This is a genomic window from Stenotrophomonas sp. STM01 (assembly GCF_014852135.1).
Taxonomy (GTDB): domain Bacteria; phylum Pseudomonadota; class Gammaproteobacteria; order Xanthomonadales; family Xanthomonadaceae; genus Stenotrophomonas; species Stenotrophomonas capsici.
In genome coordinates this window covers 186,786-207,999 of record NZ_JACVBA010000001.1, presented here as the reverse complement: position 1 = coordinate 207,999, position 21,214 = coordinate 186,786, and the positions used below count along the sequence as shown (strand labels likewise).

The following is a 21,214-nucleotide window of genomic DNA, read 5'->3' as shown; positions in this document are numbered from 1 at the left end:
ACGTCGCGTGGGAGGGACCGTCCTGGGATCTTCAATCCTTTCGCCGGCCCATGTCCACGAGGCGTCACACGATGACCCTGGATGAAGCCAAAGAGGCCGGCGGTGGACAGGCCGGAGAGTTCCCGACCACCGCCAGCAAGCAACGGATCAGAACTCCTGCCAGTCCTCGCCACTGCTGACCGGTGCATGGGCTGCCGGCTTGCCCGGGATGGCACGCAGGGTGGGGCGTGGCCGCGGGGCGGCCGGCGGCGGTACGCTGGCGGCAACGCGGGCCAGTGATGCGCTGACGGCGTCGGAGAGGCGGAACTGGGCCACCGCATCGGTCAGCTGGCGCGCCTGGTCTTCCATCGAGCGTGCCGCCGCGGAGGCCTCCTCGACCAGCGCGGCATTCTGCTGGGTGCTCTCGTCCATCTGCATCACGGTCTGGTTGACCTGTTCGATGCCGGCGGTCTGTTCCTGCGAGGCGGCGGCGATGTCGGCCATGATCGTGGTCACGCGCTGCACCGAGGCCACGATGTCGTCCATGGTGCTGCCGGCACGGCGGACCAGTTGCGAGCCTTCGCTGACCTTGCCGACCGAGTCGTCGATCAATCCCTTGATCTCCTTGGCCGCGGCGGCCGAACGCTGCGCCAGGGTGCGCACTTCCGAAGCCACCACCGCGAAGCCACGGCCCTGGTCGCCGGCCCGGGCCGCTTCCACCGCCGCGTTCAAGGCCAGGATGTTGGTCTGGAAGGCGATGCCGTCGATCACGCTGATGATGTCGGCGATGCGTTGGGAGGACTGCTCGATCGAGCTCATGGTGTTGACCACGCGCCCGACCACTTCGCCGCCCTGCGCGGCCACGTCGGCGGCACCGCGCGCCAGCTGGTCGGCCTGGCGGGCATGCTCGGCGTTCTGGCGCACGGTCGAGGTCAGTTCCTCCATCGAGGCGGCGGTTTCCTCCAGGTTGGCGGCCTGCGTCTCGGTGCGGCGCGACAGGTCGCTGTTGCCGGTGGCGATCTCGCTGGCCGACAGGCTGATGCTGCCGCTGGCGGCTTGGATGCCGGAGACGATGCTGGCGAGCTGGTCGATGCTGGCGTTGCCGTCATCACGCATGCGCGCGAAGATGCCGTGGAAGTCGCCTTCGACACGACGGGTCAGGTCACCCTCGGCAATGGCCTGCAGCAGCCGCGAGATGTGGCCGAGGTTGTCCTCGGTGGTCTGCATCAGCGCGTTGAGCCCGCCGACCATTTCGCGGAAGTCGTGTTCGTAACGGTCGATGTCGCCACGCTGGCTGAAATCACCGGCGGCGGCGGCGCGCGACAGGCGCTTGATCTCGTTGTTGATGGCCGACAGGCTGGCCTTGGTGCCGTCCATCGCGTCGGTGATGGCGGCCTTCTCGCCGGGCAGGCGGTCCATGTCCACCGACAGGTCGCCACGGGCGTAGTGGCGCATCACCTCGACCACCCGCATCTTCACGCCGATGTGCTGGGCGACCAGGGCATTGACCTCGCGCACCATGCGCCCGTACTCGCCGGGGAAGCGGGATTCGTCGATGCGGTAGCTGATCTGGCCCTGGTCGTGCTCGCGCGCCATGTCCGACTGCGCGGCGATCACCGCCTTGAGCTGGTGCTGCATGCGCTGCATCGAAGCCAGCAACTGGCCGACCTCGTCACCGCGTCCGGCGTCGATGGTGCCGTCCAGGCGACCGGTGGCGACCTCGTCGGCGGCCCGCAGGGCGTCCTTCAGCGGGCGTACGATGGCGCGCACGATGACCACGCCGAGGGCGACCGACAGCAGGCCCAGCAAGGCCATGCAGGCGAACAATGCGTTGGTGCTGCGCGCCTGGGTGGCATCGGCGAGCGCCACCTCGCTGTCCAGGGCCGACACGACGTAGCTGCTGAGCTTCTCCACGTCGCTGAACAGGTCGCGGCGGCTGACGCGCGAGTGTTCGTTGGAGATCTGCTGGGCCAGCTCGAACTGGCCATCGGCCACGGCCTTTTCCATCTGCGCGTGGGCGCTGAGGTATTGCTCCAGGGTCTTGAGCATCTGGCCGTACAGGCGCTTCTGCTCATCGCTGGCGGGCAGGGCCTCATAGCGCTTCTGGTGCTCGGCCAGCTTGGCGCGCTGGTCGGCGATGCGCTGGTTGTACTCGGCGACGAACGCCGGCTCGTGCAGGTGGGACAACTGTGACAGCTCGGCGATGCGGATTTCGGCCAGGTCGGCGCGGATGCTCTCCAGGTGTTGGACGGCCGGCATGTAGCGCTGGCTCATCTCGTTCAACTGGGTGGTGGCCTGCTTGAGGCGGACCACCGCGAACGCGCCCATGCCAACGGTGGCGACGGTGGTGAGGGTGAACGCGATCGCGAGCTTTCGGGCGATCGTGAGGTTGCGGAAGAACTCCATCTCTTTCTCTCCGGATCGACTTTGCGGGTGACGCCCTCGCCCGAGGATGTTGCCGGCGCGTTGGCGCGGATAAGGCCGGCGTTCATTGCCGGCTGTTCAGCGGATAGCGGCGCGATCCGGAGGCGGCTTGATGGCTGAACAGGGGGCGTTTTATGAACTGAAAGGGCATGTGATGAAGTCGTGAGGATCGTGATGAAACTCTTACGATTCAGGGCGTTATCTGTAATCCTGGCTACGCGGAAAGTGGGTTGGATGTCCCAAAACACGACGACCACGGGCAGGCCGTGGTCGTCGTGGGGGGGAAGCCGGAAACCGCGGGAAAATCAGAATTCCTGCCAGTCCTCGCCATTGGCGACCACCGGTTCGATCCGGCGTGCCGCCGGCGCGCGGGCGATGCGCGGGCTGGCCGGTGCCGGGCTGGCCGGGCGGCTGCGCGGCGGGCTGGCGAGGCTGGCGGTGCCCGCCTTGGACGCGATGTGGAAGGCGGCCACGGCCTCGTTGAGCAGCAGTGCCTGTTCTTCCATGGCCCGGGCCGCGGCGGTGGCTTCCTCCACCAGCGCGGCGTTCTGCTGGGTGGTCTCGTCCATCTGCATCACGGTCTGGTTGACCTGCTCGATGCCGGCGCTCTGCTCCTGCGAGGCGGCGGAGATCTCGGCCATGATGTCGGTCACGCGCTGCACCGAGGCCACGATCTCGCCCATCGTGGTGCCGGCTTGATGCACCAGCACCGAGCCTTCGCCGACCTTGTCCACCGAGTCCTCGATCAGGCCCTTGATCTCCTTGGCCGCGCCGGCCGAGCGCTGGGCCAGGGTCCGCACTTCCGAGGCGACCACGGCGAAGCCGCGGCCCTGCTCGCCGGCACGCGCGGCTTCCACCGCGGCGTTGAGCGCCAGGATGTTGGTCTGGAAAGCGATGCCGTCGATGACCGAGATGATCTCGGCGATCTTCTTGGACGAGGCCTCGATGGCGCCCATGGTGTTGACCACCTGGGCGACCACGTTGCCGCCCTGGCTGGCCACGCCGTGCGCGCCGATGGCCAGCTGGTTGGCCTGGCGGGCCGACTCGGCGTTCTGGCGCACGGTGGAGGTCAGTTCCTCCATCGAGGCGGCGGTTTCCTCCAGGTTGGCGGCCTGTTGCTCGGTACGGCGCGACAGGTCGTTGTTGCCGGTGGCGATCTCGCTGGAAGCCAGGTTGATGCTGGAGGCCGCGTTCTGGATGCGGCCGACGATGGCGGTCAGCTGGTCGACGGTGGCGTTGGCGTCGTCGCGCATCCGTGCGAACACGCCGTTGAACTGGCCGTCCATGCGCACGGTGAGGTCACCCTGGGCCAGCGCCTGCAGCACCTGCGAGACCTTGGCCAGGTTGCCGTCGGCGGTTTCCATCAGGTGGTTCAGGCCCGCGACCATGTCACGGAAATCGTGCTGGTAGCCGTCCACGTCGCCGCGCTGGGTGAAGTCACCGGCCGCGGCGGCGGTGGCCAGCTGCCGGATCTCGGTGTTGATGGCCGACAGGTTGGCCTTGATGGTGTCCACGGTCTCGGTGATCACCGCCTTCTCGCCGGGCAGGCGCTCGATGTCCACGCTCATGTCGCCGACGGAGTAGCGCTTGAGGATGTCCAGGGTGTCGCCGATGGTGGCCACGTTGCCGGCGACCAGGCCGTTGGTGGCGCGCACCATCTGCCCGTAGTCGCCGGGGAAGGCGCTCTCGTCCATGCGGTAGCTGAGCGAGCCGGCGTCGTGCTGGCGGGCCATCTCGCCCTGTGCGGCCATCACCGACTGCAGCTGCGCCTGCATGCGCTGCATCGAGGACAACAACATGCCGAGTTCGTCATCGCGCTGGGCGCGCAGGACATTGTCCAGCTTTCCTGCGGCGATCTGGTCGGACACGTTCACGGCCTGCCCCAGAGGCTGGAACACCAGCCTGCGCAGCAGCACGTACAGCGCCAAGCACAGCAGCAGTGCCGCCGCCACGCCGACGCCGATGATGGTCCACAGCAACACGCGGGCCTGCTGCATCAGCAGCGAGCGCGGTACCACCACGCCGAAGGCGAAGTTCTGGCCGGCATTGCCGATCTTCAGCGGGACATAGGTTTCCACCACGTCCTCGCCCAGCACGGCATCGCGGCTTTGCCCGAACACGACCTGGCCCTTGGCGGTGCCGGCCAGCATCGCCTTGGTCGCGGCATCGTCGACCTTGCTGCCGACCTTGGCCGGGTCGCGGTCGGCGATGATGGTGCCGCCCGGCGACAGCAGCCGCACGTAGCCCTGTTCCATCGGGTGCATCGTGCTCAGGCGCTCCTGCAGCGACTGCAGGGCGAAGTCCACGGTCATCACGCCGAGGAAATGGTCGCCCTCCACGATCGGCGTGGCCAGCGTGGTCATCAGGATGCGACGGCCGCCGATCTCGTAGCTGTACGGTTCCAGCACGGCCGGCTTCTTCGAGGCACGTGGCTGCAGGTACCAGTCGCCATCGCCGGGCATGTCGTAGCCGCGCAGGGCTTCCTGCACGGGCGTGCCGTCCTGCCAGGCCCAGTAGCTCATGAAGCGGCCGCTGGCATCGTGGCCGTCGGTATCGACGAACTCGGCGTCCTTGCCGTCGAAGGCGTCCGGTTCCCACAACGTGCCGACGCCGATCCACTGCGGGTTGGCCAGCAGCTTCTGCTGCAGGACGCTGGAGGCATTCTGGCGGGTCAGTGCGCCGGACTGGCGCAGGCTCAGGAAGCTGCTGGCCAGCGTGTCGTTGGATTCGAAGCCCAGCCCCATCTCGGCCGAGATGCGCTGCGCTTCCAGGTTGGCCATGTTCTCCAGGTTGGCACGCGAGACCGACATCAGCGCGTCGCTGCTGCGCAGGTAGATGATCATCGCGGTGAGGCCGAAGGCGAATGTTGCAACCAAAGCGGTTCCGAGCATCAGGCGCATCGCGATGCTGCGGGTAAAGGAACGTCGGGAAGTGGACATTGGCGACTACCGGCCGGGTGGAAGGAGGGGATTGATCAGTAAATCGGCTTGCCTGGGTGTTGCTTGAGGGAAACGGCAGCGGCTGGCGGTGCCTGCCGCCGCCCATGGGACGGGCGGCGGCGCGGGGACATCAAAACTCCTGCCAGTCCTCGCCATTGGCGACCATCGGTTCGATCCGGCGTGCCGCCGGCGCGCGGGCGATGCGCGGGCTGGCCGGTGCCGGGCTGGCCGGTGCCGGGCTGGCCGGGAGGCTGCGCGGCGGGCTGGCGACGCTGGCGGTGCCCGCCTTGGACGCGATGTGGAAGGCGGCCACCGCTTCGTTGAGCAGCAGTGCCTGTTCTTCCATCGCCCGGGCCGCGGCGGTGGCTTCCTCCACCAGCGCGGCGTTCTGCTGGGTGGTCTCGTCCATCTGCATCACGGTCTGGTTGACCTGCTCGATGCCGGCGCTCTGCTCCTGCGAGGCGGCGGAGATCTCGGCCATGATGTCGGTCACGCGCTGCACCGAGGCCACGATCTCGCCCATGGTGGTGCCGGCCTGGTGCACCAGCACCGAGCCTTCGCCGACCTTGTCCACCGAGTCCTCGATCAGGCCCTTGATCTCCTTGGCCGCGCCGGCCGAGCGCTGGGCCAGGGTCCGCACTTCCGAGGCGACCACGGCGAAGCCGCGGCCCTGCTCGCCGGCACGCGCGGCTTCCACCGCGGCGTTGAGCGCCAGGATGTTGGTCTGGAAGGCGATGCCATCGATGACCGAGATGATCTCGGCGATCTTCTTGGATGAAGCCTCGATGGCGCCCATGGTGTTGACCACCTGGGCGACCACGTTGCCGCCTTGGCTGGCCACGCCGTGCGCACCGATGGCCAGTTGGTTGGCCTGGCGGGCCGACTCGGCGTTCTGGCGCACGGTGGAGGTCAGTTCCTCCATCGAGGCAGCGGTCTCTTCCAGGTTGGCGGCCTGCTGCTCGGTACGGCGCGACAGGTCGTTGTTGCCGGTGGCGATCTCGCTGGAAGCCAGGTTGATGCTGGAGGCCGCGTTCTGGATGCGGCCGACGATGGCGGTCAGCTGGTCGACGGTGGCGTTGGCGTCGTCGCGCATCTGTGCGAACACGCCGTTGAACTGGCCGTCCATGCGCACGGTGAGGTCACCCTGGGCCAGTGCCTGCAGCACCTGCGAGACCTTGGCCAGGTTGCCGTCGGCGGTTTCCATCAGGTGGTTCAGGCCGGCGACCATGTCACGGAAGTCGTGCTGGTAGCCGTCCACGTCGCCGCGCTGGGTGAAGTCACCGGCGGCGGCGGCGGTGGCCAGTTGCCGGATCTCGGTGTTGATGGCCGACAGGTTGGCCTTGATGGTGTCCACGGTCTCGGTGATCACCGCCTTCTCGCCGGGCAGGCGCTCGATGTCCACGCTCATGTCGCCGACGGAATAGCGCTTGAGGATGTCCAGGGTGTCACCGATGGTGGCCACGTTGCCGGCGACCAGGCCGTTGGTGGCGCGCACCATCTGCCCGTAGTCGCCGGGGAAGGCGCTCTCGTCCATGCGGTAGCTGAGCGAGCCGGCGTCATGCTGGCGGGCCATCTCGCCCTGCGCGGCCATCACCGACTGCAGCTGCGCCTGCATGCGCTGCATCGAGGACAGCAGCATGCCCACTTCGTCGCGGCGCGAGGCGTCGATGCGGCGGTCGAGCTTGCCGGCGGAAACATCATCGGCCACGCGCACAGCTTCGCCCAGCGGCGCCATGATCGCGCGGATGATGGCCCAGCCCAGCAGCGCGGCCAGCGCCAGTGCCGCCGCCAGCATGCCGAACACGGCCAGCAGCGAGCGCGTGTGCGCTTCGCGCGACATCGCGGTCTCCCTGGCCAGCTGTTCCTGGTTGTACTGGGAGAGCTTCTTGAGGTGGTCGAACAGCGCGCGGCGCATCTTGCGCGAGTCGGAGCTGGAGATGGCCGAGGCGGTGGCGAAGTCATCGGCGGCGATGGCCGCGGCGATGCGTTCATGCGCCTGGAAGTACGCGGCCCGGTAGTCCTTGAGCTGGTCGTACATCGCCTTTTCCTCGGCGGTGTAGTCGGTGTCGATGTCGTCGTAGGCCTTTTCCTCGGCCTCGATCACCGCGCGCGTATCGGCCATGCGCTTGTCGTAATCGGCCAGCTGCTCGGGGTTGCCCTGGTAGGCCAGCTGCGCCTGCTCGAACGTACGGAACTCACCGAGCTGCGCGCGCATCTCGCCCAGATGCTGCACGGCAGGCATCCAGTTCTCGTTGACCTGGCGGATCTGCTGCTGGGCGACATCCATGCGCCACACCGAGAACAGGCCCAACAGCAGGGTCAGCAGACCGGTGGTGCAGAACGCCAGCAACAGCTTCCGCGTGATCGACAGGTTCTGGAACCATTTCATTGCAGATGCCTCCGTTTGGCATTGCGTGCTACGCGCAGGCCCTTCGCGCCTGCGCAGGTAACGGGGAAGTAGGCGGGCGGCGAAGCGCCCGTGTGGTGCTGGCACCACGATGTGCTGCGGTATCGGCACTGCCGAGGGGTTCTTGACAGCCGCCGCCGAACGCTTGCTGACGGTGTTCAGGTGAATGCGGTGGGGAATGACACCGGCCGCATCGGGCCGTCGACCGTCGCAGGGCGGGGCGCCCGATGGCATCGGGTGCGGTCGCGGTGGTCGCCTGTGGAGAGGGGCAGGGACGCCATTCCCGCCTGCGCGATGGCAGGCGGGGAAGGCGCCGGGTGCCGTCATGGACGGCCGGTCAGCGGCCGGTCGGCATCCCGCCAACCGGTGCGCGATGTGGGCGCGGGGCCGGGATCAGGCGGCCTGCGGGATCCGGAGCGAGCGCACCAGCCCACCGATGTCGACGATCAGCGCGACGCGGCCATCGCCGAGGATGGTGGCGCCGGAAACCCCGCCGATGCGGCGGTAGTTGTTCTCGATGTTCTTGACCACCACCTGCTGCTGGCCGAGCAGTTCATCCACTTCCAGCGCGATCTTCTGGCCATCGCCTTCGACCACCACCACCAGCGGGTCGGCATGGCGGTCATCGCGGTAGCCGTAATACTGGCCCAGCGACAGGATCGGCAGGTACTCGCCGCGCACCCGCAGCACGCGGCCTTCGCCAGCCATGGTGCGGATGTCGTCGGCCTGTGGCTGCAGTGCCTCGAGCACGTAGGCCAACGGCAGGATCAGGGTTTCGCCGGCCACCGAGACGGTCATGCCATCGAGGATGGCCAGGGTCAGCGGCAGCCGGATCAGCACGCGGGTGCCGTGGCCGGTGCGGCTTTCCAGCTGTACTTCGCCGCCCAGCGCCTGGATGTTGCGGCGGACCACGTCCATGCCCACGCCCCGCCCGGACAGGTCGGTGACCGCGTCGGCGGTGGAGAAGCCCGGCTGGAAGATCAGGTCCCAGACCTGCGCGTCGGTCGGATTGTCCGGCACGCTCAGCCCGCGCTCGAGCGCCTTGGCCAGGATCTTGTCGCGGTTCAGCCCGCGGCCATCGTCGCTGACCTCGATGACGATATGGCCGCCCTGGTGCGACGCGGCCAGGGTGATGGTGCCGGTCTCGTCCTTGCCGGCATCGCGGCGGACGTCGGGCATCTCCAGGCCGTGGTCGATCGAGTTGCGGACCAGGTGGACCAGTGGGTCGGCGATCTTCTCGATCAGGCCCTTGTCCAGTTCGGTGCCTTCGCCGACGGTGCGCAGGCGCACCTGTTTGCCAAGGCGGCTGGACAGGTCGCGGACCAGGCGCGGGAAACGCCGGAACACCGCATCCACCGGCAGCATGCGCACGCCGATGACGGCTTCCTGCAGGTCGCGGGTGTTGCGCTCGAGCAGGTCCAGGCCGGCGAACAGGCGTTCGGCGTGGACCGGGTCCAACCCGCCGGAGACCTGCTTGAGCATGGCCTGGGTGATGACCAGTTCGCCGACCAGGTTGATCAGTGCATCGACCTTGTCGACGCTGACGCGGATGGAGGTCTCCGCCTCATGCGTGCCGCTGGCCGCGGCGGGCTTACCGGCGTCGACGGCGGCGGGCGTGGCGGCCGCTGCGGGCGCCTCGGTGGCCAGGCTGGGCGGCGCGGCCGGACGGATGTCCAGCTCGCAGTCGTCCACGACCCAGGCAAAGGTGTCTTCGATGCGGCTGCGCGGCACCTTGCCGACCAGGCCCAGGTCCCAGGCCAGGTAGGCTTCCAGCGGATCAAGCTGCTCGAACGCCGGCAGGCGCTGCATGCGCGGTTCGACGTGCAGCGAGCCCAGCGTCTCCAGCTCGCGGATGATGCGCAGCGGGTCGTTGCCGCTCATGAACAGCGACGGCGCCGGCACGAAGCCGATCTGCCAGGCGTCAGGGGTTTCTTCCTGCTTCGCGGCTGCGACGGCGACCGGCGCCGTTCCGGCCAGTACCGCCTGCAGTCGATCGGTCACCGCCTTGACCGCGGCCGGGTCGGCGGCCTGGCCGTGCTCGACCTCGCGCAGCAGCGCACGCAGCACGTCCACCGAGGCCAGCATCGCATCGACCGCGTTGCCTTCCAGCGCACGCTTGCCGGCACGCAGCTCGTCGAGCAGCGTTTCCAGCACGTGGGTGAGGCCGGCGATGGCATCGAAGCCGAAGGTACCGGCGCCGCCCTTGATCGAATGGGCGGCGCGGAACACCGAGTTGATGACCTCCGGGTCGCGTTGGCCGTCTTCCAGCGCCAGCAGCCCGGCTTCCATCGCATCCAGCCCTTCGCGGCTTTCCTCGAAGAAGGTGGCGTGGAAACGTTGCAGGTCCATGCTCATTGGCGCGGTATCCGTGAGGGGTGCAGGCGGGGCGTATCAGCCCAGGACTTTCTGGACGGTGGCGACCAGCTGTTCGGGATTGAACGGCTTGACCAGCCAGCCGGTGGCGCCGGCGGCCTTGCCTTCGGACTTCTTGTCCGCGGCCGATTCGGTGGTGAGCATCAGCAGCGGGGTGAACTTGTAGTCTGGCAGCTGGCGCAGCTCGCGGATCAGCGCGATGCCGTCCATGTTCGGCATGTTCACGTCGGTGACCACCGCGTTGAAGCGCTGGCCCTTGGCACGGCCGAGGGCGACGGCGCCGTCTTCGGCTTCTTCCACCGAAAAGCCGGCCGAGGTGAGGGCGAAAGAGACCATCTGGCGCATCGACGCCGAGTCGTCCACCACCAGGATTCGTGCGCTCATGCAGCGTTCTCCACAGATTTCGTTGTGTCAGGGGTTGCTTCCAGACCGAAGGTCCGGAGGACACCGAGCAGGCGCGCGGCGTCACGGAAGGTGTCGGTAGCGTTGTCGAACACGGTGCCGTGCCCGGCTTGCTGGCGGGCCACGACGAAGGCGCACAGCACCTGCATGGCCGCGGTGTGCACGCGGGCCACCTCGCTGGCGTCGACACGCAGTTCACCGCCCTGGCCGAGATGCGCGGCCAGTTGCTGTTTCAGCTCGCTGGTGGATTCGATTCCGAGATCCTGCGACAGCGCCACAGTGCTCATCGTTGCTCCGGGACAAACGTTACTGGGAGGGGTAGCGGCATTGCACCGGGGTTCTTTAGGGCAGGTGACCTGGTGCGGCGCGGAATGTGATGAATTGCGCGGTTTGCCCGGCAGGAGCGCCTTCCAGCGCGAAACCGATGCATCCGGGGCTTGCATGCACTCTCGGTAGGGACGTGGTTCCTGCTTCGCGCCGGAAGGCGCGCCTACTGGAGCAGGCGGGTGGCATCGAGCAGGATCATCGGCTGGCTGCCGATGCGGGCAATGCCCTTGAACAGCTCGTTGGAGATCTGGCAGATGCGCGCGGTGTCCGGGGGTTCGATCTGCGAGTCGGTCAGGTTGGCCACGTCCTCCACGGCGGAGACGCGCAGGCCAAGTGTTTCGCCGTTCTCCTCCAGCACCACGATGCGGGTCTGCGCGGAGTCTTCGGTGACCGGGACGCCAAGGTGCCGGCACAGGTCCAGCACCGGGACCACCTGGCCGCGCAAGTTCATGATGCCCAGCATCGACGGCGCGGCACCGCGCAGCGCCAGCAAGGGTACCGGCAGGACCACTTCCTGCACCTTCAACAGCTCCAGCGCATAGGCCTGCGCACCGCAACGCAGGCGCAGCCAGCGCGAGGTGCGCTCGCTGGCGCGGCGTTGCTGCGGTGGCCGTGCGGCTTGCGCCTGCAGTTCCTGCCACGTGTTCGGTACGGCGGCGGGTGCGGCAGGGGCGGGCGCAGGGGCCGGTCGCGCGGTGCGGGCCGGCGGTGGCGGTGCGGGGGCCACGCCTGCGGCCACGTCGAAGGCGGCCTGCAGGCCGGGGCTGTCGGCATGGGCAAGCCGGGCGCTTTCGGCCGCGTCGGTTTCGTAGATGACCTCGTCCGGCAGGTCGTCCCAGGTGGGCTCCGGCGCCGGCGCGGCGGCGACCGGCTCAGCAGGCACGTCGGCCCAGGTGGGTTCAGCCATGGCGCTCGCGCGTGAAGCCGCGGCGGCGGCCAGTGCGGCCTCGAACGCGGCTTCCAGTTCGGCGCTGTCGCCGGGAACGGTGGATACAGCGGCGATGGGGGCCTCCACGGGCACGGCATTGGCCCGTGCCTGGACGTCGGCAAGCGCGGCCTCGAAGGCGGCTTCCAGTTCGGCGCTGTCACCGGGAACGGTGGACGCAGCGGCGACGGGGGCGTCTACGGGCACGGCATTGGCCTGTGCCTGGACCTCGGCCAGCGCGGCTTCGAAGGCGGCTTCCAGCTCGGCGCTGTCACCCGGTATTTTCACCGGCGCGGCCGGTGCAGTGGCGGTCACCGCCGTCGGCATGCCGCCGCCGAGCAGTTCGTCCAGGTAGTCGTCCAGTGCGCCGACGGTACTCATGCCGCCTCCTGCGCTGGCCGCACGCGTGCCTCTTCGGCCAACAGCCAGTCCAGCGCGCGGCGATAGGCGGCATGGCCGCGGCCGGGGTAGTCGTCGCCCTGGATCGGCTGGACCAGACCGGCGACCTGGCTGATGCGGGTATCCAGCGGAATGGCATCTTCCCAGACGCGCTCGCCGTGACGGTCCTGCATCGCGCGCACCGACTCGTTGCCGGCGCGGGTGCGGCGGTCGAACAGGGTCGGCAGCACCGAGATGGGCAGCGGCCGCTTGCGTGAGCGCTCGACCATTTCGCCGGTGCGTACCATGCCGTCCAGACCGTGCAGCGCCAGCGGCTCGGCCTGGGTGGGGATGACCAGGCGGTCGGCCGCGGCCAGCGCGTTGATCATCAGCAGGCCCAGCGTGGGCGCGCAGTCGAGCAGGATGTAGTCATGGCGGTCGCCGTGGCGGGCCAAGGCCTGCTGCAGCGCCAGGCCGAGGCCGGGCTGGTTGGCGCTGCGGCGTTCCAGCGTGGCCAACGACGCCTGCGCGCACAGGTAGTCCAGGCCCGGGATGTCGCTGGCGCGCGCCAGCGCGGCGATGTCGTGCGGCGGCGTGGCGAACAGTTCCTGCACGCCCTGCGGCACCGGTTCGATCGGTACGCCGAAGGCGCGGGTGAGGGATGAATGCGGATCCAGGTCGATCAGCAGCACCTTGTGCCCGCGCGCGGCCAAGCCGCGCCCCAGTGACAGGGTGGTGGTGGTCTTGCCGACGCCACCTTTCTGGTTGGCAATGGCCCAGATACGCATCAGTGAACTCCTTCGATGACAGCGGGCACCGAGGCGGCGGCAGCGGGGGAGCTGTCGCCACGGGGGGCGTCGGTGCCGTTGGTGCCGGCGGTGGTGGTACCCACGCCGGGCAGGTCGGCCGCTGCGGCCGAGTCGGCCAGGATGATGACCATCACCCGCCGGTTGCGGTTGCGGCCTTCCGGCAGGTCGTTGCTTTCGCGCGGACGGAACTGGCCATAGCCCACCATCGCCAGCCGTGCCGGCTGCACGCCATGGTCGGCGAACAGGTGCACGACGCTGGCGGCGCGACCGGCGGACAGCTCCCAGTTGGACGGGAACTGCGTGGTGGCGATCGGTACGTTGTCGGTGTGGCCTTCCACGCGCACGCCGTTGGGGGCATCGAGCAGCACGTCGGCCAGCTTGCCCAGGGTGTCGCGGGCGCCGGCATCGAGCGAGGCCGAACCGGTGGCGAACAGGATGTCGCTGTTGATCTCCACTTCCAGCCACAGCTCGGTGCGGCGCACCGTGATCACGCCCTGCTTGACCAGCGGCGCCAGCGCGGAACTGAGCCGGTCGGCGATCTGGTTCAACTGGCGCTCGGCGCGCTGCAGCTGTTCCTGGTTGCGCGTGGAGACCGGCATGCGCATGTGCGATGCCATCGACGGCAGCTGGGTGGGGTCGGCCATGGCGCCGCCGGTCATGCTCGGCGAGCGGATCACCGACGGGGTGTCGTGGCCGCCGCCCTGGATCTGCATGTTGCCCACCTGCACCTGGCTGATGGTGCGCGGTGCGCCGCCGAAAGCGGTGGACAGGGAGTCGGCCATCACCCGGTACTTGCCCTCGTTGAGCGAGGAGATGGCGTACATCACCACGAAGAAGGCGAGCAGCAGCGTCATCAGGTCGGCATAGGGGATGGCCCATGCCTCATGGTTGGCGTGCTCTTCGTGGTGCTTGCGACGTGCCATGGCTCAGTTCACGAACCCGGCCAGGCTGTTTTCGATGTTGCGCGGGTTCTCGCCCTGGGCGATGGCGATCAGGCCCTCGATGACCATCTCGCGCTCGCGCGTGCTGGAGGCGATCACGCTCTTGAGCTTGGCCGAAACCGGCAGGAACAGCAGGTTGGCCGAGGCGATGCCATAGATGGTGGCGGTGAACGCGGCGGCGATGCCATGGCCGAGCTTGCTCGGGTCGGCCAGGTTCTTCATCACCGCGATCAGGCCCAGCACGGCACCGATGATGCCCAGCGTCGGGGCGTAGATGCCCATGCCTTCGAACACCTTGGTCGCCGCCAGGTCCTGTTGTTCCTGGCTGCCGAGCTCGATTTCCATCATGTGGCGGATGGTGTCCGGCTCCACGCCGTCGACCACCAGTTGCAGGCCCTTGCGGATGAACGGGTCGTCCTGCTGCTCCACCTGCGGCTCCAGGCCCAGCAGGCCCTGGCGGCGGGCGATGTTGCTCCAGTCCACGATCTGCTGGACCAGCGCGCGGCGGTCACTGGCCGGCGGGCGGATCACCCAGCGCACGATCCTGAAGGCGTGCTTGAACACCGCCGGCGAGGTATGCAGCAGGATCGCGGCGATGGTGCCGACGATCACGATCACGAACGCGGCCGGCGACCACAGCGACGACAGGCCCGCACCCTTGAGGATGCTGCCGCCCACCAGCGAAGCGAGGGCGAGGAAGAGTCCAATGATGCTGAGTCGGTCCATGGTGTTGGATATCGGCCTTGTGAAGACAGTCTTGAATCGGGGTGTTGCGTTCGCTCCTTTCCGGCGTACGGGGGAGCTGCCTGCTTCAGCCCCGCTCCCGCGCGCGGGGGAGGCTTTTGCTTTAGCCCCTCTCCCGCCTGCGGGGGAGGGGTTGGGGTGGGGGAAGCGTCACCCGGTGCAGCGCAAAGCGGCCCTCACCCGCCCTGCGGGCACCCTCTCCCGCAGGCGGGAGAGGGGAGTGCAGACAGTTGGCTGTGCCTGTCAGTCCTGCCCACCACGCAACCCATCCACGTCCAGGATCAGCGCCATGCGGCCGTCGCCGATCAGGGTGGCGCCGGCGTAGCCGCGCAGGCCGCGCAGGGCGCGCGGCAGGGGCTTGATCACCACTTCCTCGCGGCCGCGGACCTGGTCCACGACCAGGCCGAAGCGGGCTTCGCCGACCTGCAGCACCACGATGGTCAGTAGCGGCGACAGGGTCGGCGTCACGCCCAGCCACTGGCGCAGGTCCACCAGCGCCAGCGTGTGGGTCTTGCGGTCCAGCACCGCGCGGCCGTCGAACCAGCCCAGCGAGGTGGCCGGGGCGTGCAGCACTTCCATCACGCGGGCCAGCGGCAGCGCATAGACGTCCTCACCGGCCTGGACCAGCAGGGTCGGCAGGATCGCCAGGGTCAGCGGCACGCGGATCAGGAAGCGGCTGCCACGGCCCAGTTCGGACTGGATCTGGATCTGGCCGCTGAGTTCGCGGATGCGCGACTGCACCACGTCCATGCCGACGCCGCGGCCGGAGATGTCGGTGACCTGCTGCTTGGTGGAGAAGCCGGGCAGGAACACCAGGTGCAGGCATTCCTCGCTGGTCAGGCGGGCGGCGGCCTCCGGGTCGATCAAGCCCTTCTCGCGGGCCTTGGCGCGCAGGCGTTCGGGGTCGATGCCGGCGCCGTCGTCCTGCACCTCGATGCTGACGTAGTCGCCTTCCTGCTGGGCGGACAGCCGCACCCGGCCCATCCGCGGCTTGCCCTGCGCCTCGCGCAGGTCGGGCATCTCCACGCCGTGGTCGATGGCGTTGCGGACCAGGTGCACCAGCGGGTCGGCCAGGGCTTCGACCAGGTTGCGGTCCAGCTCGGTGTCGGCGCCGATCAGTTCCAGGTCCACTTCCTTCTGCAGCGAGCGCGCGACGTCGCGCGCCACCTTCGGGAAGCGCGAGAACACCTTGCCGACCGGCTGCATGCGGGTGCGCATCACCGCCGACTGCAGCCGCGCGGTGGCGATGTCCAGGGTGGAGACGGCGCGGTCGAGTTCCTCGTCCTTGAGCCGGCTGCGCAGGGTCTTCAGGCGGTTGCGTGAGAGCACCAGTTCGCCGATCAGGTTGACGATGGCATCCAGGCGCTTGGTGTCCACGCGCACGGTGTGCTCGGGCTCGCTGGCCTTGGCCGGTGCGGCCGCCGGCTTGGCCGCGGCGGTGGGGCGCGCGGCCGGGGCAGGCGCCGGGCGGGGCGCTGCCGGTGCCACTGCCGGAGCGGCGGACGTGCCGGGCGCGGCACTGCCGTGCAGCGTGTCGAGCAACGCCTCGAATTCGTCTTCGGTGATCAGGTCATCGGCGGGTTTGGCGGCCACCGCCGACGGCGCGCTCTTGCCGTGCAGGCTGTCGAGCAGGGCCTCGAACTCGTCCTCGGTGATCAGGTCACCGGCCGGCGCGACCGCTGCCGCGACCGGTACCGGCGCGGTACCGACGTCGAACTGCGCGATCAATGCCGCCGGCGCGTGGCCCGGCTCGGTGCCGGAGGACACCGCGTCGAGCATGGACTGCAGCCAGTCCAGCGACTGCTGGGCGGCATCGAAGTGATGGGCCAGCAGTTGCGCCTTGCCCGAGCGGGCCATGCCCAGGGTTTCCTCGGCGGCATGGCACAGCTCCACCATCGGCGTGATCGACAGGAAGCCGGCGCCGCCCTTGAGCGTGTGGAAGCCGCGGAACACCGCGTTGAGCTGGTCGGCGTCTTCCGGTGCCTGCTCCAGCGTCACCAGCTGCTCGCCCAGGCGATCGAGGATCTCCTGGGCTTCGATGATGAAATCGGCGGCGATGTCGTCGGCGAAGGCACTCATGGCTTACAGCCCCAGGTCCGACAGCAGGTCGTCGGCGTCATGCTGGCTGACCGCGTGGCGGTCCAGGCCATTGACCGCCGGACCGGCCAGGCCGGCGTTGCGCACGTCTTCCTCGGCCGGGGGCAGGCCAAGCGCACCAAAGCCCTCGTGCACGCGGCGGACGATGCCCACCACGCGGCGGATGATCTGACCGGTCAGGTCCTGGTAGCTCTGGGTCAGCGCTACTTCGGTGAGGTTGTGGCGGATGCGGTCCAGCAGCTGGTCCTGGTCGGCGTTGAGGCCTTCGGCGCGCAGGCGTTCGGTCAGCTCGCGGCATTCCTCGGCCAGGTCCAGGGTGCGGTGGGTGGCCTTCTCGGTCATCTCCACCACGTGGTCCAGGCGCGCGCAGGCATCGTCCAGCTCGCCGGCTTCGCTGGGCACGCTGGGCAGCTCGCCCAGTGCCTGGCCCAGCTCACGGGCCAACCGGCCCAGCCCGGCCACCATCGGCTGCGCGCGCAGCGCGGCCAGGGCGTCGATTTCCTGGCGCCAACGGGTTTCATCGCCGTTTTCCAGCGCGGCCAGCGCATCCTGCAGGCGCTGGATCAGGGCCGATTTGTCGCTCAGCGTCTCGACAGGCAGGTCCATCAGGCGCTCGCCGTCAGTCGTTCGAAGATCTTGCCGAGCTTCTCTTCCAGGGTCTGCGCGGTGAACGGCTTGATGATGTAGCCGTTCACGCCGGCCTGGGCGGCTTCGATGATCTGCTCGCGCTTGGCTTCGGCGGTGACCATCAGCACCGGCAGGGTCTTGAGCTTGGCATCGGCGCGGATGGCCTTGAGCAGCTCGATGCCGGTCATCACCGGCATGTTCCAGTCGGTGACCACGAAATCGAACGGCTGGCTCTGCAGCATGGCCAGCGCGGCATGCCCGTCCTCGGCTTCAGCGGTGTTGGTGAAGCCCAGGTCGCCGAGCAGGTTCTTGACGATACGACGCATGGTCGAGAAATCGTCGACGATCAGGATGCGCATGTTCTTGTTCAAAAGGAATTCCTCTTCATGGTTCCTCGAAGCCGGCGTCGGCCGACTCGAAAATCTTCAGCCGACCACGCAGGCGCAGCGTGGCCTGGCCATGGATCTGGCAGACGCGCGACTCGCTGACACCGAGCACCGCGCCGATCTCTTTCAGGTTCAGTTCCTGCTCGTAGTAGAGCGAGAGCACCAGCTGTTCGCGCTCGGGCAGCTGGCTGATGGCCCTGCCCAGCTCGGCGCCGAACTGGCTGCGCTCGAGCATCTGCTGCGGGGTGGGGCCGCCGGTGGCCGGGGTGTCCAGCTCGCCCTGGTCCTCGATGCGCGACTCCAGGCTCAGCACCTGGCCGCGCGAGGCATCCTCGACCAGCCGCATGTACTCGGGCAGCGGCATTTCCATCGCCTCGGCCACCTCGGTGGCGCTGGCGGCACGGCCGCTGGCCTGCTCGAGGCGACGGATGGTGGCCGCGGCATCGCGGGCGCGACGGTGCACGGAGCGCGGCACCCAGTCGCCACGCCGGATCTCGTCGATCATCGAGCCTCGGATGCGGATCGAGGCATAGGTCTCGAACGAGGCGCCCTGTTCGGCGTCATAGCTGCGCGAGGCCTCGATCAGGCCCATCATGCCGGCCTGGATCAGGTCGTCGACCTCCACGCTGGCGGGCAGGCGCGCGGCCAGGTGGTGGGCGATGCGGCGCACCAGGTCGGCGTGCTGGGCAATGCACTCGTTGGCCGCATTGCGCTGGACTTCACGGTAATGGGCCGTTGCGTTCATGCGCTCACCTTCTGCTGGATGATGCGTTCCAGGAAGAACTCGACGCCGCCGCGCGGGGTGGTGGGGGCCTGCCAGCGCGCGGTGCGGCGGGCGATCTCCTGGATGGCCAGGGCGGCCGGTGCCGACGGGTACAGCTTCACCACCGGCTGCTGACGCTGCACCGACACGCGCAGCCAGTCGTCCTGCGGCACGCAGCCCAGGTAGTTGAGCGAGACGTCGATCAGGAACTTCTCGCACACGCGCACCAGCTTCTCGTACAGGGCGCGGCCTTCGTTGGGATCACGGGCCATGTTGGCCACGACCTGGATGCGGTCCACGCCGCGCTCGCGCGAGAGCACCTTGATCAGCGCGTAGGCGTCGGTGATGGAGGCCGGCTCGTCGCAGACCACCACCACGGTGTCCTGCGCGGCCTGGCAGAAGGTCAGCACGCTGTCGGTGATGCCGGCGGCGGTATCGATGATCATCACATCCAGGTCGCGTTCCAGCTCGGAGAACGCGTTGACCAGGCCCACGTGCTCGGCCGGCGCCAGTTCGGCCATGTGGCGGCGGCCGGACGCGGCCGGCACCACCAGCACCCCGTTCGGGCCCTCGATGATCACTTCCTCCAGCGTGCAGCGCCCGGCGACCAGGTCGGCCAGGGTGTGCTTGGGCTGAAGGCCCAGCACCACGTCGATGTTGGCCAGGCCCAGGTCGGCGTCCAGCAGCAGGGTGCGCTTGCCCATGCCGGCCAGTGCCACGGCCAGGTTGGCCGAGACATTGGTCTTGCCGACGCCGCCCTTGCCGCCGGTGACGGCGATGGTGCGCACCGGTCCTGCGGGCTCGCGCCGGGTGGCCGCGAGCGGGAAGGTGTGGGTCAGCTTGGCGTACTCACGCGACTGCATTGTTGAACTCCGGGTTGCAGGGCATATCGGCCGCGCGGCGCAAATCTTCAAGGCGAAGTACGAGATTGGCCGCCGAGGCCCGGTGCAGGTCCTCCGGCACGTCCTGGCCGTCGGTGACCCAGGTCACCGGCAGGCAGTGGTCCACGGCGATGGACAGGGCCGAGCCGAAGCGGCCGGTCTCGTCCAGCTTGGTCAGCACCACGCCCTGCGGGTTGGCGGCGCTGAAGCGGCGCACCACCTCATCCATGTCCTGGAAGGAGGTGTTGGCCGGCAGCACCAGCAGGGTGCGGATCTGGCCGGCGGCGCGCAGCCACTGCAGCTGGGCGGTGAGGGCGCGGTCGCGCTGGCCCAGCCCGGCGGTGTCGATCAGCACCAGCTTGTAGTCGGCCAGCTTCTGCAGCAGCTGGTTCAGGTCGGTACCGCTGTTGGCCTCGTGCACGGCGATGCCGAGCTGGCGGCCGAAGCCATACAGCTGTTCGCGCGCGCCGATGCGCTGGGTGTCGGTGGTGACCAGCGCCACGTCACGCGGGGCGTGGGCCTCGGCGAAGCGCGAGGCCAGCTTGGCGATGGTGGTGGTCTTGCCGGCGCCGGTCGGGCCGACCAGGGCAATCACGCCGCCGGTCTCGATCGGGTCGACCGGGGCGATCGGCAGCTTGCGCGAGATCAGGCCCAGCATCAGCCCGCGGGCGCGGCTGGGGTCGGTGTCGGCCGGGATCTGCAGGACCACATCGCGGGCCAGGCCGGCGTCGAAGCCGTACTCGTCCATCAGGTCCAGCGCATTGGCACGCACTGCGCTGCCGCGCAGGCGCTCGTCGGTGAAGCGGTGCATCTCGCGCTCGATCATCTGGCGCATGCCGGCCATTTCCTGGCGCAGCTGGATGAGTTGTTCGTCGTCGCGGCGGGAGGCCACCACGCTCAGCGCCGCGGCGGTCTCCGGGGTGACCGGGATGGCGACCGGTGCCGCCGGCGCTGCAGTCACGGCCGGTACGGCCGGCGCAACGGGCACGACAGCTTCGGTCGTGGCCGCGGCAACCGGTGCGGTTACGGCGACCACCGGGGCAGCAGCCACGGGCGCTGCGGCCGGCAGTTCGGCCACTGCCGGTACCGGGGGCGGCTCCGGCTGCGGCGGATCGATCTGGAACTGGGCGCGCTGCACCGGCGGCACCGCGTCGACCGTCGCGGCCTGGGACGGCTCCTGACTGGCTGCCGGGACCTTGGCGGCGACGCTGCCGGCAGGACGGAAAGCCGGCACCACCGGCGGTTCGTCAGCCAGCAGGGTGGCGAAGTGCTGCGTCGCCACGGCCGCCGGTGCGATCGAGGCGAATGCGGCGGGCATGGCCGCCGCCGGGACGATGGCGGCGGGGATGACCGGGGCTTCGGCGGCCGGCTGCTTGAGCAACGAAGCGAAGCGGCTGCCCGGCGCCAGTTCCACGCTGGTGTCGATCGAGCGGCCAGTGGCACCCACGGCCGAGCGGGCCAGGGCGGCGACCGCGGACGTGGTGACGGCGACCGGTTCCGGCTCCGGGGTACGGCGACGGGTGACCGCGGCCATGATCGCTTCAGCGGCACTGCGCGGCTTGCTCGGGGCCGGCGGGGCCGGGCGGCTGGCTTCCAGCGCCTGCTGCACCACGGCTTCGTCGTAATGGGCGGCCGCCACGATCTCGACACCTTCCTCGATGCGGCGGTTGGAAAGGATGACCGCGTCCGGCCCATGCTCCTTGCGCACCAGGTTCATGGCGGTGCGCATGTCGGCGGCGACGAAACGTTTGATCTTCATGTTCTGGTACCGGGAGTGGGGCTGCCGCGAAGGAGTGGCGTTGGCGATGTCGT

At 69.0% G+C, this 21,214-nt stretch carries 16 protein-coding genes; all 16 read right to left on the bottom strand.

The window, feature by feature from the left end; all coding sequences use genetic code 11:
• Positions 1-147 precede the first annotated feature (147 nt).
• A complete protein-coding gene (locus tag IB227_RS00905) occupies positions 148-2,385 on the bottom strand; it encodes a methyl-accepting chemotaxis protein (RefSeq protein ID WP_192285871.1) in 2,238 nt (745 codons plus the stop codon).
• A 323-nt stretch (positions 2,386-2,708) separates the two neighbouring features.
• Positions 2,709-5,342 (bottom strand): methyl-accepting chemotaxis protein, encoded by a 2,634-nt coding sequence (locus IB227_RS00900; protein ID WP_192285869.1) that lies wholly within the window; start codon positions 5,340-5,342, stop codon positions 2,709-2,711.
• 130 nt (positions 5,343-5,472) lie between these two features.
• Positions 5,473-7,731, bottom strand: a complete 2,259-nt coding sequence (locus IB227_RS00895; RefSeq protein ID WP_192285867.1) for a methyl-accepting chemotaxis protein — start codon at positions 7,729-7,731, stop codon at positions 5,473-5,475.
• A 411-nt stretch (positions 7,732-8,142) separates the two neighbouring features.
• Positions 8,143-10,104, bottom strand: coding sequence for a chemotaxis protein CheA (locus tag IB227_RS00890; protein ID WP_192285865.1), 1,962 nt, complete (start codon positions 10,102-10,104; stop codon positions 8,143-8,145).
• A 36-nt stretch (positions 10,105-10,140) separates the two neighbouring features.
• Positions 10,141-10,506: a response regulator gene (locus IB227_RS00885; protein WP_087922463.1), complete on the bottom strand. Its 366-nt coding sequence runs from the start codon at positions 10,504-10,506 to the stop codon at positions 10,141-10,143.
• Entirely contained in the window at positions 10,503-10,811 is a 309-nt protein-coding gene (locus IB227_RS00880; protein WP_132863155.1) for an STAS domain-containing protein, read from the bottom strand. The genes IB227_RS00885 and IB227_RS00880 overlap by 4 nt, the downstream gene beginning before the upstream one ends.
• 203 nt (positions 10,812-11,014) lie before the next feature.
• Entirely contained in the window at positions 11,015-12,157 is a 1,143-nt protein-coding gene (locus IB227_RS00875) for a chemotaxis protein CheW (RefSeq protein ID WP_192285863.1), read from the bottom strand.
• Complete coding sequence (locus tag IB227_RS00870; protein ID WP_132863157.1) at positions 12,154-12,942, bottom strand: ParA family protein; 789 nt, start codon at positions 12,940-12,942, stop codon at positions 12,154-12,156. Before IB227_RS00870 ends, IB227_RS00875 begins: the two co-directional genes overlap by 4 nt.
• On the bottom strand, positions 12,942-13,886 hold the full coding sequence (motD, locus tag IB227_RS00865; protein WP_192285861.1) for a flagellar motor protein MotD: 945 nt from the start codon (positions 13,884-13,886) through the stop codon (positions 12,942-12,944). The genes IB227_RS00870 and motD overlap by 1 nt, the downstream gene beginning before the upstream one ends.
• 3 nt (positions 13,887-13,889) lie before the next feature.
• Positions 13,890-14,630 (bottom strand): flagellar motor protein, encoded by a 741-nt coding sequence (locus tag IB227_RS00860; RefSeq protein WP_132863159.1) that lies wholly within the window; start codon positions 14,628-14,630, stop codon positions 13,890-13,892.
• A gap of 261 nt (positions 14,631-14,891) precedes the next feature.
• The gene (locus IB227_RS00855; RefSeq protein ID WP_192285859.1) at positions 14,892-16,727 is read right to left on the bottom strand and encodes a chemotaxis protein CheA; all 1,836 of its coding nucleotides are present in this window, start codon (positions 16,725-16,727) and stop codon (positions 14,892-14,894) included.
• Positions 16,728-16,730: 3 nt separating this feature from the next.
• Positions 16,731-17,351: a protein phosphatase CheZ gene (locus tag IB227_RS00850; protein ID WP_132863161.1), complete on the bottom strand. Its 621-nt coding sequence runs from the start codon at positions 17,349-17,351 to the stop codon at positions 16,731-16,733.
• Positions 17,351-17,743, bottom strand: coding sequence for a chemotaxis response regulator CheY (cheY, locus tag IB227_RS00845; RefSeq protein ID WP_165931126.1), 393 nt, complete (start codon positions 17,741-17,743; stop codon positions 17,351-17,353). The genes IB227_RS00850 and cheY overlap by 1 nt, the downstream gene beginning before the upstream one ends.
• Before the next feature lie 13 nt (positions 17,744-17,756).
• Positions 17,757-18,503: an RNA polymerase sigma factor FliA gene (locus IB227_RS00840; RefSeq protein WP_132863162.1), complete on the bottom strand. Its 747-nt coding sequence runs from the start codon at positions 18,501-18,503 to the stop codon at positions 17,757-17,759.
• A complete protein-coding gene (locus IB227_RS00835) occupies positions 18,500-19,384 on the bottom strand; it encodes a MinD/ParA family protein (RefSeq protein ID WP_132863163.1) in 885 nt (294 codons plus the stop codon). Before IB227_RS00835 ends, IB227_RS00840 begins: the two co-directional genes overlap by 4 nt.
• Positions 19,371-21,161 (bottom strand): flagellar biosynthesis protein FlhF, encoded by a 1,791-nt coding sequence (gene flhF, locus IB227_RS00830; RefSeq protein ID WP_192285857.1) that lies wholly within the window; start codon positions 21,159-21,161, stop codon positions 19,371-19,373. The genes IB227_RS00835 and flhF overlap by 14 nt, the downstream gene beginning before the upstream one ends.
• Positions 21,162-21,214: the final 53 nt, after the last annotated feature.

What these genes read in the sequence shown, in the direction of transcription:
- IB227_RS00905 (WP_192285871.1), bottom strand. Translation starts at nt 2,385, where the DNA reads ATGGAGTTCTTCCGCAACCTCACGATCGCCCGAAAGCTCGCGATCGCG.
- IB227_RS00870 (WP_132863157.1), bottom strand. Translation starts at nt 12,942, where the DNA reads ATGCGTATCTGGGCCATTGCCAACCAGAAAGGTGGCGTCGGCAAGACC.
- IB227_RS00840 (WP_132863162.1), bottom strand. Translation starts at nt 18,503, where the DNA reads ATGAACGCAACGGCCCATTACCGTGAAGTCCAGCGCAATGCGGCCAAC.
- IB227_RS00835 (WP_132863163.1), bottom strand. Translation starts at nt 19,384, where the DNA reads ATGCAGTCGCGTGAGTACGCCAAGCTGACCCACACCTTCCCGCTCGCG.
- IB227_RS00890 (WP_192285865.1), bottom strand. Translation starts at nt 10,104, where the DNA reads ATGAGCATGGACCTGCAACGTTTCCACGCCACCTTCTTCGAGGAAAGC.
- IB227_RS00895 (WP_192285867.1), bottom strand. Translation starts at nt 7,731, where the DNA reads ATGAAATGGTTCCAGAACCTGTCGATCACGCGGAAGCTGTTGCTGGCG.
- IB227_RS00900 (WP_192285869.1), bottom strand. Translation starts at nt 5,342, where the DNA reads ATGTCCACTTCCCGACGTTCCTTTACCCGCAGCATCGCGATGCGCCTG.
- IB227_RS00860 (WP_132863159.1), bottom strand. Translation starts at nt 14,630, where the DNA reads ATGGACCGACTCAGCATCATTGGACTCTTCCTCGCCCTCGCTTCGCTG.
- IB227_RS00875 (WP_192285863.1), bottom strand. Translation starts at nt 12,157, where the DNA reads ATGAGTACCGTCGGCGCACTGGACGACTACCTGGACGAACTGCTCGGC.
- IB227_RS00850 (WP_132863161.1), bottom strand. Translation starts at nt 17,351, where the DNA reads ATGGACCTGCCTGTCGAGACGCTGAGCGACAAATCGGCCCTGATCCAG.
- IB227_RS00880 (WP_132863155.1), bottom strand. Translation starts at nt 10,811, where the DNA reads ATGAGCACTGTGGCGCTGTCGCAGGATCTCGGAATCGAATCCACCAGC.
- flhF (WP_192285857.1), bottom strand. Translation starts at nt 21,161, where the DNA reads ATGAAGATCAAACGTTTCGTCGCCGCCGACATGCGCACCGCCATGAAC.
- IB227_RS00855 (WP_192285859.1), bottom strand. Translation starts at nt 16,727, where the DNA reads ATGAGTGCCTTCGCCGACGACATCGCCGCCGATTTCATCATCGAAGCC.
- IB227_RS00885 (WP_087922463.1), bottom strand. Translation starts at nt 10,506, where the DNA reads ATGAGCGCACGAATCCTGGTGGTGGACGACTCGGCGTCGATGCGCCAG.
- motD (WP_192285861.1), bottom strand. Translation starts at nt 13,886, where the DNA reads ATGGCACGTCGCAAGCACCACGAAGAGCACGCCAACCATGAGGCATGG.